This is a genomic window from Streptomyces sp. NPDC046203, from assembly GCF_040646255.1.
Classification (GTDB): Bacteria; Actinomycetota; Actinomycetes; order Streptomycetales; family Streptomycetaceae; genus Streptomyces.
On sequence record NZ_JBEYZX010000006.1, the window covers coordinates 222355 to 235784 of the forward strand.

Annotated in this window: 12 protein-coding genes; 4 read left to right on the plus strand and 8 right to left on the minus strand. The window is 72.3% G+C overall.

What is annotated here, in order from left to right; all coding sequences use genetic code 11:
• Positions 1-166 precede the first annotated feature (166 nt).
• Complete coding sequence (locus tag ABZ990_RS07880; RefSeq protein ID WP_361226950.1) at positions 167-2230, minus strand: CocE/NonD family hydrolase; 2064 nt, start codon at positions 2228-2230, stop codon at positions 167-169.
• 697 nt (positions 2231-2927) lie between these two features.
• Here ABZ990_RS07880 and ABZ990_RS07885 point away from each other — a divergent pair.
• Both ABZ990_RS07885 and ABZ990_RS07890 read left to right on the plus strand, forming a co-directional pair.
• Entirely contained in the window at positions 2928-3938 is a 1011-nt protein-coding gene (locus tag ABZ990_RS07885; protein ID WP_361226953.1) for a polyprenyl synthetase family protein, read from the plus strand.
• A 368-nt stretch (positions 3939-4306) separates the two neighbouring features.
• Positions 4307-5656: a DUF2092 domain-containing protein gene (locus ABZ990_RS07890; RefSeq protein ID WP_361226955.1), complete on the plus strand. Its 1350-nt coding sequence runs from the start codon at positions 4307-4309 to the stop codon at positions 5654-5656.
• A 192-nt stretch (positions 5657-5848) separates the two neighbouring features.
• On the opposite strand, the gene ABZ990_RS07895 is transcribed toward ABZ990_RS07890, so the two are convergent.
• The 3 genes from ABZ990_RS07895 to ABZ990_RS07905 form a co-directional block, all read right to left on the minus strand.
• Positions 5849-7174, minus strand: coding sequence for a M28 family peptidase (locus ABZ990_RS07895; protein ID WP_361226958.1), 1326 nt, complete (start codon positions 7172-7174; stop codon positions 5849-5851).
• Positions 7175-7537: 363 nt separating this feature from the next.
• Positions 7538-7816, minus strand: a complete 279-nt coding sequence (locus ABZ990_RS07900; RefSeq protein WP_361226961.1) for a hypothetical protein — start codon at positions 7814-7816, stop codon at positions 7538-7540.
• A 120-nt stretch (positions 7817-7936) separates the two neighbouring features.
• Complete coding sequence (locus ABZ990_RS07905) at positions 7937-8776, minus strand: HEAT repeat domain-containing protein (protein ID WP_361226964.1); 840 nt, start codon at positions 8774-8776, stop codon at positions 7937-7939.
• Positions 8777-8938: 162 nt separating this feature from the next.
• Here ABZ990_RS07905 and ABZ990_RS07910 point away from each other — a divergent pair, with 162 nt between their 5' ends.
• Positions 8939-9409, plus strand: a complete 471-nt coding sequence (locus ABZ990_RS07910) for a MarR family transcriptional regulator (RefSeq protein WP_361226967.1) — start codon at positions 8939-8941, stop codon at positions 9407-9409.
• Positions 9410-9602: 193 nt separating this feature from the next.
• Here the strand turns inward: ABZ990_RS07910 and ABZ990_RS07915 are convergent, their stop codons facing one another.
• The 3 genes from ABZ990_RS07915 to ABZ990_RS07925 form a co-directional block, all read right to left on the minus strand.
• Entirely contained in the window at positions 9603-10295 is a 693-nt protein-coding gene (locus tag ABZ990_RS07915) for a GNAT family N-acetyltransferase (protein ID WP_361226970.1), read from the minus strand.
• A gap of 77 nt (positions 10296-10372) precedes the next feature.
• Positions 10373-10780, minus strand: a complete 408-nt coding sequence (locus ABZ990_RS07920) for a hypothetical protein (protein ID WP_361226973.1) — start codon at positions 10778-10780, stop codon at positions 10373-10375.
• 222 nt (positions 10781-11002) lie between these two features.
• Positions 11003-11215: a cold-shock protein gene (locus ABZ990_RS07925; RefSeq protein WP_361226976.1), complete on the minus strand. Its 213-nt coding sequence runs from the start codon at positions 11213-11215 to the stop codon at positions 11003-11005.
• 565 nt (positions 11216-11780) lie between these two features.
• Here ABZ990_RS07925 and ABZ990_RS07930 point away from each other — a divergent pair.
• Entirely contained in the window at positions 11781-13121 is a 1341-nt protein-coding gene (locus tag ABZ990_RS07930; RefSeq protein ID WP_361226978.1) for an MFS transporter, read from the plus strand.
• A gap of 81 nt (positions 13122-13202) precedes the next feature.
• Here the strand turns inward: ABZ990_RS07930 and ABZ990_RS07935 are convergent.
• Positions 13203-13430, minus strand: a 228-nt coding sequence (locus ABZ990_RS07935; protein ID WP_361226981.1) for a hypothetical protein, incomplete at its 5' end; no start/stop codon positions are given.

Sequence of the window (13430 nt, forward strand, 5' to 3'; positions counted from 1 at the left end):
CCGAACCGAGGCGAACGGCTCGTGCGCGTACCCGCGCTCGTGAAGAGCCGGTGAGCTGAAGCAGTGCGCGAGGGGCTGTTCCGGAATTCCGGAACAGCCCCTTTGCGCTGGGCCCGTGCGGTGGATGACGCCCGCCGCACGGGCCCTCGGCCGGGCGGCGCCCGGCTCACCCCGCCGTCCGCGGAATCCGTTCCTCCCAAGTCCGGTGGAACACGACCTCTTCGCCCTCCCGGCAGATCACCTCGTCCGACGTCAGGAACGCGTCCGCGTCGCACGCGATCTCCGACCGGGTCTCGATCCGTACGTCCCAGGCCGTCTCGGGCCGGTGCAGCCGGATCGACCACCGCGACCGGGTACGGGCGGACAGCGGGTCCTTCTCGTCGATCGTGTACGTCTCGACGGCGTCCTCCGTGAACTCCAGGCCGTCCGGATGGACCCGGGTTCCTCCGCGGCGCGGGCCGTCCTCCAGCCGCCACTCGCCCTTCGCGACGTCCCGCACCACCAGCCGCTCCGGCCGGGGCTCCTCCAGGGTGGCGGGCCGGCTCACGCCCAGCGGCGCGGCCTGCTCGGGTTCGCCGAACTCGACCGCGTCCTCCGTACGCGCGCGTAGGGGCAGCGTGAGCGATGAACCGGCCGGGTCCAGGGTGAAACCACCCGTGTCGGGCTGGGGCCACAGCCAGGGCCAGTACGCGGAGGAGACGGCCAGCCGGATGCGGTGGCCGGGCGGGAAGGCGTGGCCGGTGCCGTTCAGTTCGAAGACGTAGTCCTCCCACGCGCCGACATCCGCCTCGACGGCCCGGTCCCGGCCGTAGCGGGCCGAGAGGTTGAGCGCGCCGCGGGTGACGAGGGTGGACGTGCCGTCGGGAGCGACGTCGCACAGCCGGGCCACGACCTGCCCGGTCGGCGCGTGCGCGCGCAGCGAGAGCCGTACCGCCGGCCGCCCCAGGATCTCGATCGCCGCCCCGCGCCCGTCCCCGCCTTCGCCCCCTGCCTCACCCCCGCCCCCGCCCTCTTCCCCTCCCGCTCCCGCTCCCGGAACGGGGAAGTCGAAGCAGGCCGAGTAGGCGTCCTCGGCGCGCTGGTCGGGCGGCGGGTCGCCGTCGTCGCCGCAGGGGAGGAAGCGGCCCGCGTCCAGCCCGGTGTGCTGCGGCGAGTCCACGACGACCGGCACGCCCCGGAGGGCGTACGCGACGGGCGTGACGTGCGGCGACGGCCAGGCCGGGTCGGTGACCCAGCGACCCGCCGGCTCTTCGTCCACCGTGGCGGGCGGGTGCGACGCGCTGATCCACGAGCGCAGCAGCGGTTCGGCCATCACGTCGTTGTCCACGCCCTTGAGGTGGTGGTCCCACCAGCGCAGCGTCTCTTGAAGGAAGCCGATCGCCGGGCCGGGCGGCAGCCCGCGGTCCGGATAGTGGTGCGCCCAGGGCCCGATGATGCCGCGCACCCGGTCCTGGGGCAGGTACTCGACGAGCCGGAGGACGGTGTCGCGGTACGGGTCGTGCCGGCCGCCGACGGCGAGCACGGCGGCCCGGATCGCGGAGTGGTTCTCGCGGACGCCGCCGCGCCGCCAGTAGGCGTCGCGGGTCTGGTGGGCGAGCCAGGTGGGGAGGAAGGGCCGCAGGGCCGCCAGGCGTTCGAGCCACATCGCGCGCCACTTCTCGCCCGCGTACCGGGGGTCCGGCGGGCGGGCGGCGAAGGCGAGCAGCGTCGCGGCCCAGGCGGGCATGCCGGCGGCGAGGACGGAGCCGCCGAGGTAGTGCGTGCCGTCGTCGTAGCGGTCGTCGGTCGAGCAGACGGTGACGACCGCCTTCAGCGGCTCGGGCGCGAGGGCGGCGATCCGGAGCGCGTTGGAGCCGCCCCACCCGATGCCCAGCATGCCGACGTTTCCGTCGCACCAGGGCTGTGCGGCGAGCCATTCGACGACGGCGACACCGTCGGCGAGTTCGACGGCGTCGTACGCGTCGCCGGGCAGCCCCTCGCTGTTGCCGTGGCCGCGTACGTCGACGCGTACGGAGGTGTAGCCGTGGCCCGCGTACCAGGGATGGCGCTGCCAGTCCCGTGCCGCGGTCCGGTCGGTGAGGCGGTACGGCAGGTATTCGAGCAGTGCCGGTACGGGGGTGTCGGTGAGCGGTCGCCATACGCGCGCGTACAGCCCGGTCCCGTCCGGCAGCGGGATCCGGAGATCCTCGTGGCGGGTGTCGTAGGGGAAGTCGGTGCGGATCTTCGTCATCGGCGGGTCACCTCGGTACTCAGGACTCGGTACTCAGGGCTCGGGCTCGGGTCGACTGACGGTCGGGACAAAATACGTGCTCTTGGTCGTATCAGATGATCAGGAACATACCGTGGGTGACGGGCAAGACACCGCAATCCGAACAGTGTTCGTGCCGAGCGTGCGATGCCTGCGCTCTTCGCGACGCACGGCCGGCGGCATGGGGGCGGGGGTCGTCCGGTCTCCGGGTGGGCCGCTCCGTGGACGCGTACGTCAACACCGGTACCGCAGGAGAGTGGACGGATCTCGGCCGGGTCGCGGGTGGCTTGTCCGCGTGGACGGGGATCCGGTCCGCGCGTCCGGCCCCTGGTGCGGCTCCGCCCCCCTGTCCGCCCGACCCCCGCCGCGCCACCGTCTCGCCCTTGTCCCACCCCGGGCCGAGGGCCGGAAACGGAGGCCGTCGTACCGGCTCCGCCGGGTCCGCGCGGCGACCGTGCAGCAGTGAGAACAAAACGCTCATTTATTGGCAGATTATGTGATCAAAGACATGTAGGGCGACGGGCGGGTGCCCACAGTGATCGAAACATGACCGGATACGCTGGCTTGAGTGAATCGACCGACACATCGACAATCCGAGTGACCATCCGGGTGACGTGCGAGTGTCGGCGTCCGTACGGACAGCGCAGTAGCCAGGCTTCAGCAGACAGGAGATCCCCTCGTGACCGTCGTCGGGCCGTTCGGTCTTAGCGTGCGGGACCAGGCTCTCGAAGCCGATGTCCAGACCGGTCTGGCCGCCGTGGAGGCCGGCCTCCTGGAGGCCACCAAGAGCGAGGTGCCGTTCATCACCGAGGCCGCCCAGCACCTGGTGCTGGCGGGCGGCAAGCGGTTCCGTCCGCTCCTCGTGATGCTCGCGGCCCAGTTCGGCGACCCCTACGCCCCGGGCGTCGTGCCCTCGGCCGTCGTCGTCGAACTGACCCACCTCGCGACGCTCTACCACGACGACGTCATGGACGAGGCGGCCGTACGGCGCGGTGTCGACAGCGCCAACAGCCGCTGGGGCAACTCGCTGGCCGTCCTCACCGGCGACTTCCTCTTCGCCCGCGCCAGCCACACCCTCGCGGACCTCGGCCCCGAGGCCGTCCGGATCCAGGCCGAGGCGTTCGAGCGGCTCGTGACCGGCCAGATCCTGGAGACCGCCGGCCCGCAGGAGGGCCGCGACCCGGTCGCGCACTACCTCGACGTCCTCAGCGGCAAGACCGGTTCGCTCGTCGCCGTCTCCTGCCGCTTCGGCGCCATGATGGCCGGGGCCGACGAGTCCGCCGTCGAGATCCTCACCCAGTACGGGGAGCGGCTCGGCGTCGCCTTCCAGCTCGCCGACGACGTCCTCGACATCGCCTCCGACTCCCACGAGTCCGGCAAGACCCCGGGCACCGACCTCCGCGAGGGCGTGCCCACCCTGCCGGTGCTCTACCTGCGCGCCGCGGCCGCCGCCGAGCGGCGGCCCGAGGACCTCGACCTGCTCGCCCTCATCGACGGCGACCTGACCGACGACGCCCGGCACGCCGAGGCCCTCGCCCGGCTGCGGGTCCACCCGGCCCTGGAGCGGGCCCGGCAGGACACGCTGCGGTACGCCGAGGAGGCGCGCGCGATGCTGGCGCCGCTGCCCGAGGGGTACGCGAAGGCGGCCCTGGCGGAGATGTGCGACGCGGTGGTGCACCGCGCGGGCTGACCGTGCGAGGTGATCGCGCGCGGGGCGCCCGCGTGCGGGGCGCCTATGGGGGCGTCGCCTATGTGCGGGCGGGCCATGTGCGGACCGGCTGTGTGCGTACCGCCCACATGCGGACGGCCCATGTGCGGACCGACCATGTGTGAATCGGCCATGTGCGCACCGCCCACATGCGCACCGACCGTGTGCGAACCGGCCACGTGGCCGCGCGATGTGGACGGATCCGGTGCCACAAGTCTGTTCCTCCGCTTGCCGGTTCACCGGTTCCGTCGGTAGTCGAACGGCGGGGTGATCTCCGGGTGAGGTCATCCTGGAGAGGTATGCGGGGTTGCGCCCCGCGGCTGACGATTCCGCGTCCGTGCCCTGGTGGGATGGAGACATCGACCACGCAGGACACGGAGGTGGCGCACATCATGGCAGCGCAGCGCAAGGCGAGCCGTTACATCGTTCCCGTCGCGGTGGCCGGAGTGGCCGCGGCGACCATCGGTCTCGTCCCGGCACTCGCGGCGTCCGGCGACCCGAATCTGCCCGACGTCACGGCACAGCAGCTCATAGAGAAGATCGCGGCGTCGGACACGCAGACCCTGTCCGGCACCTTCACCATCAGCACGGACCTCGGCCTGCCGTCCGTCGCCGGGATGCTCCCGTCCGGCGCCCTGACCGGCGGTGGCGGCGGCGCCGCGGGCGCCGACCCGTCGGCGAAGCTGACCGAGCTGGTGTCCGGCTCGCACACGCTGCGCGTCGCGGCGGACGGCCCGGACCGGCAGCGTCTGACGGTGCTCGACGGCTCGGACGAGTACACCCTGGTCCACAACGGCGACGAGGTCTGGGCGTACGACAGCAAGTCCCACGAGGCCTTCCACCAGAAGGGCGCGGCGTTCGCCGAGGGCAAGGGCAAGGGCGAGGACAGCGACAAGGGCGAGGCTCATAAGAAGGAGCGCGCCCCCGAGGGCATGCCGACCGCCCCGAAGGAGTTGGCGGACCAGGTCCTGAAGGCCGCGGGCGACACCACCTCGATCGAGGTCGGCGGTACGGCGAAGGTGGCCGGCCGGGACGCGTACCAGCTGGTGATCAAGCCGAAGCAGAGCGGCTCGATGGTCGACTCGGTGAAGATCGCGGTGGACTCCTCGACCGGCACCCCGCTGAAGTTCACGCTGTCCTCGGTGGACGGCGGCAAGCCGGTCGTCGACGCGGGCTTCACGAAGGTGGACTTCGGCAAGCCGGAGGCGTCGGCCTTCGACTTCAAGGCCCCGAAGGGCGCCAAGGTGACGGAGGGCGCCGGGGAGAAGACGGACGGCTTCGGCCCGTTCGGCAAGGATGGCAAGGCCGGTAAGGACGGCAAGCACGAGCTGCCGGACGGCATGCACAAGGGCTTCGGCGGCCCGCTCGGCTCGCTCCTGGGCGTCCCCGGTCTGGACGGCAAGGGCGGGGAGGCCGGGAAGGACGGTCTGAACCACCCGGAGATCGTTGGCGAGGGCTGGACCACCATCGCGAAGCTCGACACCGGCGCCAAGGTGCCGGAGACCAAGGACGTACCGAAGGAGGTCCAGGGCTTCCTGGACGGCCTCGGCGACAAGGTCAGCGGCACGTTCGGGCACGGCACCGTCTTCAAGACGAAGATCGTCAACGTCCTCATGACCGACGACGGCCGGGTCTACGTCGGCGCGGTGACCCCGAAGAAGCTCGTGGACACCGCGAACGCCGGGAACGCCGCCAAGTAACACCCGGCGGCGTCAGGGAAGTTGGGGCCCGGGTGGGTCGGGTCCATGGTCACCGACCCACCCGGGAGTTCATGAGGTGCCGCGCGAAGCCGTCGGCGGAGGTGCCGGTGGACGAACCGGCGAATGCGCCGGCGAACGAACCGGCGGCGGACGAGCCCCCGGAGGTGAAGACGCCTCCGGGGGCGAAGTCTCTTACGGGAACGTCAGCTTGAAGTTGTTGATGTAGCCGCTGTCGCCCGTGTACATGTCCTGCACCCGCAGCGTCCAGGTGCCGTTGGCGGGAATGGCGGACGCGTTGATCGGGTACGAGGTCTGCACGTTGGCGGCCGAGTCGCTGATGTTCGCCGACTTCAGGGCGTAGACCGTCCCGTTGGGGGCGACGAGGTCGATCTTGAGGTCGCCGCGCCACGTGTGGACGATGTCCACGCCGACCTGGAGGTTGGCGGGCCCGTTGCCGGTCATGCCGGTGACGGTGACCGAGCTGGTCACCGCCGCGCCGCCGTCCGGGATCGACACGTCGGTGGAGTTCTCGAAGACCTTGCCGGTCGTCGGCGGGGTGCTGCTTGTGCCCGACAGGGTCCACACGGCGTACGCGATGGCGTCGGAGTGCCGGTCGAGACCGGTGTCGTTGATGTTCGCGAGCGTGTCGCAGGACGCGTGGTAGCAGCGGTCGAAGGCGAGACCCGACGTACCGCCCCACTTCTGCGCCTGCGCGGCGGTCTTGATGTAGTCGGCGCCCGAGAAGAGCCCGCCGACGGGGATGCCCGCGTTCTTGAACGGCGCGTGGTCCGAGCGGCCGTCGCCCTCGGTCTCGATCTCCGTGGGGACGCCGATGCCCGCGAAGTAGGTCTTGAAGGTCTGCTCGATGGTGGGGTCGTCGTCGTAGACGAAGTAGCCCGGGTTCGGCGAGCCGATCATGTCGAAGTTGAGATAGCCGCTGATCTTGGAACGGTCCGCCGTGGGCAGGTTGTTGAGGTAGTACTTCGAGCCGACCATGCCCAGCTCCTCGGCGCCCCACCAGGCGAACCGCAGGTGCTTCGTGGGCTGGTACTGCGTACGGGAGACGGTCAGCGCCGTTTCGAGGATCGCCGCCGAGCCGGACCCGTTGTCGTTGATCCCGGGGCCCGCGGTCACCGAGTCGAGGTGCGCGCCGGACATGACGACCTGGTTCGTGTCGCCGCCCGGCCAGTCGGCGATCAGGTTGTAGCCGGTGGCGCCGCTGGAGGTGAACTGCTGGAGCGTGGTGGTGAATCCGGCCGCGTCGAGCTTCGCCTTCACGAAGTCGACCGACGCCTTGTAGCCGGTACGGCCGTGCGCCCGGTTGCCGCCGTTGGCGGTGGCGATCGACTGGAGGTCGGTGAGGTGCTGCTTGACGTTCGCCACGGATATGTCGGGCGGGGTGACGGCGAGGGCGCCGGTGGCGCCGGCCGGCTGCGCGCCGGCGGGTGCGGCGGCGAAGGCGCCCACGGCGAGCGCGGACGCGGCGAGGACTGCGGAAAGTCTCGCGGAGATCTTCATGTGTGGGGGCTCCGGATTCCGAACTGGGGATGGGACGGAACGTGCGAGCGCCTCGCGACACGGGTGGTGCGCGAGGCGTTGTTGCTGTGCGGAGCTGTGCGATGTCGTACGGGTGCGCCGGGCCGCGGCTTGACGCGCGGTGCAGCGTGTGACGAATGTTCGACCCCGGTACAAGTGACCGTCAAGACGCAAATCCGGTCACGGGCGTTCGCTCAACGGACACCCCCTGTTCGGACACCCCCTGTTCGGACGCCCGGCGCCCCCTGGTCGGTCGGCCGCGTCCCCACGGCCCTGTCCGGTGGAGTGGTGCGCCCGGGAACGCGAGGAGGGCCGGGGTCGCCCCCGGCCCTCCTCGCGCTCACGTCACCCGTTGGACCAACTGGCACCCCCGCCGGAGAACGCTCCCGCCACGCCCGTGTCGTCCGACCAGACGAAGAAGTCGGTGTGGGACACGCCGTCGGGGGAGACGGACGACTGCGTGCCACCCATCCCCGTTCCGCTCTCGTTGGCGACGAACTGGCCGGTGCCCCACGAGGCGTCGAGGCCCCCGAGGTCGCCGTCGGCGGCGGCCGGGCCGCAGAGACCGATCAGGGCGGGGACGGCGAGGGCGAGGGCGGCGGCGGTGCGGGTGATCACGCGCATGCGGAAGATCCTTCCGGTGTCGAGGGCAGGGGTGAGGGTGAGGGAGGCGCGAGGCGCTTCCTCGCGTCCAGGAGACATGACCCCGACCGGGAGAGCCAGTCGATATGCCCCGAATGGCACCTATGCGTCCTCACGTGATGCCAGGTGCCGCTCTTCCCGCTCCTCGCACGCGTCACCGACCGCCTCGCGCACCCCGCCGTCCGGGTCCCCTGCCAGGGTGGCGAGCAGGGCGTCCACGCCGGGCGTCGACCAGCACGCCACCGCCTCGACGAGGGCCGTCCGTACGGTCGGGTCGGGGTGCCCGGTGAGCCGGGCCAGCCGCTCCAGGGGGCCGCGCCGCCGCATCCCGTACCACTGCAGGGTCGCGCACAGTGCCGCCGAGTCCCCGGCCCGCTCGGCTGCCTCGATCCGGCCGAGCAGAACGCGCGGCGCGGGCGGCGGCCCGTCGAACGGGTGGGGCCGGCGCTCCCGCAGCCGCCGCGACCCGTACTCGCCCCGGATCCGGCATCCCTGGCAGGTGCAAGGGGTGGTGCCGTGCGCGCCGGGCCAGTACCGCCACCCGTTCACCTGGCGTACGGCGCGGACGGCCCGCACCTCACCCCGTGTGACGGCCCGTGGCAGGAACACCTCCCACCCGCGCGGATCCTCCAGCCCGGCCACCTGCCCCACCGCGCCGGCCGCCGTCGTCTCCTCCGGATCCCGCGCGTTGTACCGCCCCACGGTTACCCGCTCCTCGTCGGGCAACTTCACGTGAACGGCGACGAGTTCGCCGGATCCGTGGAATCGCGACAGCTCGCGCAGCCACTGGTGGGTCAGCGTGTACGAGGGCAGGACGGGGAACAGGTAGACCCCTCGGGCTCGCCCGAGCCCCCTGCCCCGGCCCTCGCCGACGGCACGTATGCCGTTCCGGCGGACACGTGCCACGCGGTCGGCGGGGGTGAGGTGTACGAAGGTCGCCATGCGGCCGATGCTAGGCCGGGTCGGCCGGGCCCATGTCGTCCGCCCTGGCAGGGTGAGGCGCGGAGTGGCAGGAGATCCCCGCCGGGACGGTCAAGCCTCTTGATCTCAAGTCGAGTTGAGGTTTTACGGTCGTCGCATCCTGACGATCTCTGGAGGCATGACATGAGCGGGCAGCTCAAGGAGTACACGCACGAGGAGCTGGCCGGGCAGCCCATCGGGGCCTGGACCGCCGAGGTGGCGCGGCGGGTGATCGGGGCGATCCGGGAGCAGTTGGCGGTGGAGGAGCTGACGCAGCCGCACTGGTGGACGCTGAACCACGCCGCCGGCGGGCCGGGGAAGTGGACCCGGGCGACGCTGACCGCGCGGCTGGAGAAGTACGACGATCTCGGCATCGGCTTCGACGGGGTCTACGACGACCTCGTCGCGCGCGGCTGGCTCACGGAGGACGCCGCCACCGGGGCCATGGCGCTGACCGAGGCGGGGGAGGCCGGCCGGACCCGGGCCAGGGAACGGCTCGCGCCCGTGCTCCAGAAGACCCACGAGGGCGTGGACCCGGCCGACTTCGTGACGACCGTCAACGTGCTCCGCCGCATGGTCGCCAACCTCGGCGGCGACGGCAATCTGCCCGCGTGAGGTCCGGCGGGTCGTGCCGGCGGCGGCAGCCGCTCCACAGGGGGCGAGGCGGGTGCGAGGTGGGGCCGAGGCCGGGTACGGGGGTCCGGGCCTCGGCGGGCCCCGGCGGGCCGTGCCGGACGGCGTGGCGGCCACCGCACCGTGGACGACCGCGCCCCCGGTGGTGGCCGCGCCTGCCCCTGACGGCCCCGCCCTACCCGACCGTGGCGGCGGCGACCGCCGGCCCCTGGGCGACCAGGACGTCGGCCGCGTGGTGCCAGCCGAGGGCGGAGTAGAGGAGTTGCCCTTCCTCGCTGGCGACGAGAAGGCCGGTGCGGGCGCCCTGCGATACGGCGGTCTCCACGAGCGCGCTCATCATCGCGCGGCCCAGGCCGCGCCGCCGGTGTGCCGCGTCCGTCTCGATGCGGTCGGCGATCGCGTCGGTGCCGGAGACAGCGATCGTGCCGCGCGCGGCGACCGCTCCGGAGGGGTCGTACAGGGACACGACCGTGACCGGCCCCTCGGTGCGCACCTCGCGCTCGTACGGCGCCACGGGCGCGTGACGGGGGTGCGCGGTGAGGTCGGTCGCCATCAACCACTCGGAACGGAAGAGGAGTTCGAGCCCGGCGGCGTCCATGACGGCTTCCACGGCACCGGGCCGCCGGGTCGGCACATGCAGCCAGGTGGTCCGCCGCGCCGCGGCGACGGTCGCCGCCAGACGCTCGACGGACTCGGGCGCCTCGTCCGCCCGTAGCGCGAACACCGTGACGTCGCGGCCGGGTTGGCGGAACTCGGACCGCAGCCCGTCCCCGGCGGGTTCGACCGGTTCCGCCTCGGGCAGGGAGCGGGCCAGGGTCCAGCCGCGCGCCCAGCGTCGTACCAGCTCTGGTTCGAAGGTGAAGGTCATCCGGCGATCAGAGCACGGCCGCGACCGGCGGGCGAGCGAATAACCCACCTCGCGGGCGGACCCTCTCCCGTCCGAGGTCAGGCCCCGGCCGGCGCGTCCTCGATGTCCGAGATGAGCTTGGTGGAGAGGTCGCTCTGCACGGCGAGCCGGGTGTGTCCGGCGTCGGGGCCGGTGCCCCAGGTGAAGGTGACCGTCGTGAACAGGTGCCCGGCGCCGGAGTCGTGGTAGCGCACCTCCCAGTGCGTGGGCACGTCCTGGGCGCGCAGCACGCCGTCGGCGTGGTTGGCCTCTTCCCAGGCCGCCAGCCGCTGCTGGAGGTCCTCGGTGAGGTAGTGGGCGCGGAGCCGGTCGCTCAGGTCGTCGGTGCCGTCGTCGACGGCGTCGAGGTACGCGCCGTAGAAGTCGGCCACCCGGTCGACCGCCGAGTCCGGGCTGCCCTCTCGTACCGGTGCGCCCACCTGGGTGGCCGTGTCGATGTCCGTCATATGCCTCTCCTTGCTCTTGCTCTCGCCCTTGCTCTTGCCTTGCCCCGCCTTGGTGAAGCCGCCCCGGCCGGGGTCGTGGGGAACAACGAGCGCCCGCCCGTCCGCGTACCGGCGGCGGCGACCTCTCGCCACCGCGCCCGCTGCCGGACACCACTGCGCCGCCCGTCACCCCGGGCCCGGGGCGACAGGCGGCGCAGTGGTGCCGGAATCGGTGCCGACGGGTCAGCCGGCCACCTGGACCTTGTCGGCCTGCATGCCCTTCTGGCCCTGGACGGCCTCGAAGGTGACCGACTGGCCCTCCTTCAGGGACTTGAAGCCGTTGCCCTCGATCGCACGGAAATGGACGAACAGATCAGCCCCGTTCTCCGGGGTGATGAAGCCGTAGCCCTTCTCGTCGTTGAACCACTTCACGGTGCCGTTCTGGCGCTCCGCCATGTCTGCCGCTCCTGGATGGAATTCGTCGTCAAAGCGCCCCCCGCTCGACGCGAGGGGCGCCTGCCAGTTCTAAGCGCTATCGGGGAGAGACGGCGGCTGAACGAACGGCTTTCACTCGGTGGGGTGAACCAGAAGAGCGGGTGGAGTAGCCGGGACCACGACGGGTCAAGACTCAGGATGTACGGGACGGAACGACCCCTTTCCCCGCATACGTGTTGCATGGTTGCTGCTCTGCATGTGGTTTGCGGTGTGTTGGTTCGTAGCGGGGCGCGGGGTCGTCACCGTCGTCCGCCGATGTCGTCGATGCCGTCGATGTCATCGGCACGTGCGTTTCTCAGGGATGTGACACACACCGGGTGAGGGAAAGGAGGCGATACGACGTATCGCCCGGGGACCTTCTTGGCGGGACGGCCCGCCGGCCACCACTGGTCGGCGGGCCGTTCTGTTTCCCCGCCGGGCCCGCCCGCGCCCGCCCCGCCCCACCAGGGCCGCCGAACGAGTGATGATCACGAACCCGTGAAACAGCGTTGCCCCTGCCCGTCCCCGGGGACCTAGCGTCGTCCGGGTGACCGGAACCGCAATCGGATACCGACAGATCCTCGGCGTGCCGGGCATGGCGTCCCTGCTGGGCGTCTCCTTCCTCGCCCGCACCGCGATCACCGCCGACGCCATGGCGCTGACGATGTACGTCGTCCTCGGTCTGCGGCTGAGTTACGGGGCGGCCGGCGCCGTCGTGGCCTCGCTGACCGCCGGTCTCGCGCTCGGCGGACCGCTGCTCGGCCGGGTGATCGACCGCTGGGGGCTGCGCCCCGTGGTGCTGGTGACGGTCGCCGTACAGGCCGTGTTCTGGCTGGCCGTACCGGTCCTGCCGTACGGCGCGCTCCTCGCCGCCGCCTTCGTGGCGGGCGCGCTGATGGTGCCCGCGTCGTCGGTGACCCGGCAGGGGATCGCCGCGATGACGGCGGCCGGCCAGCGCCGGGCCGCGTTCGCGCTGGAGTCGGTGCAGGGCGAACTCTCGTACATGGTCGGTCCGGCCGTCGTGATCCTCTGCGCCGCGCAGACGTCCCCGGGGAAGGTGGTGTGGGGCGTGGGCGCGGCCATCGTCGTCGGCGGCCTCGGGATCGCGCTCCTCGACCCGCCCCTGCGCGCCGCGTCCGAGACGGCGGATCAGGGCCAGGGCCAGGGACAGGACCAGGGCCGGACCCAGCCCGGTTCCGGCGCGGCGGCGGAAGCGACGGAAGCTACGGCCCCTCGCGCCGGGAAGTCCACCGGCCCCGGCCCCGGCCCCGGCGCCGGTACGGACACGGGCCGGCCCCGGCGGCGGGAGTGGCTCGGCACCGGCATGATCGCCGTCCTGACGATGGTGCTCGGTACGACGATGCTGCTCGGCGGCGTCGACCTCGCCATCGTCGCCACCCTCCAGGCGTCGGACCAGGTGGCGTGGGCGTCGGCGGTCGTGGCGGTGCTCGCCGTCGCCTCGGTCACCGGCGGGCTGCTGTACGGGGTGCGGGCCCGGCCGCTGCCGATATGGCTGCTGCTCGGTCTGCTCGGGCTCGTGACGGTTCCCGCCGGACTGGCGCGGGACTGGCCGTGGCTGTGCCTGGCCGTCGTCCCCACCGGCTTCCTCACCGCCCCGACGCTCTCCGCGCTCGCCGACGCGCTGGCCCGGCTGGCACCGCCCGGCGTACGGGGGGAGGCGATGGGCCTGCACTCCTCGGCGCAGAGCGTGGGCTTCGCGCTCGGCTCGGCGGTCATCGGGGTGGCGATCGACGCCTCGGCCCCGGCGGGCGGCTTCGCGGCGGCCGGGCTCGCCGGTCTCGGCGCCGCGCTGGGCGGCTGTCTGCTGGCCCGCCGCGCCCCGCTGCCCCGGCCCGGCACGCCGGAGACCGCGAAGGCCAAGCTGTAGCCGTAGCGGACATGGCTGTGCCCCGCTCCGACCTGGTGTCGGGAGCGGGGCACAGTGATCAGATCGGCAACGGCGCCTGGATTACGCGGACTTCGCCGCCTGCTTCCCCCGTCCGTGCGCGGAACCGTCGTGGCCGTAGCCGTCGGAGCCGTAGCCGTCGTGGCTACCACCGCCGTTGCTCACCTGGATCGTGGCGGTGGCGGTGTTACTGGTGACGGTGTCGCCCTGCGTGTCGGTCGCGGTGGCCTGAGCGGTGTTGGTGACGGGGCAGGTGCCGCCGTGGCCGCCGCCGTAACCACCGTCCCCGCG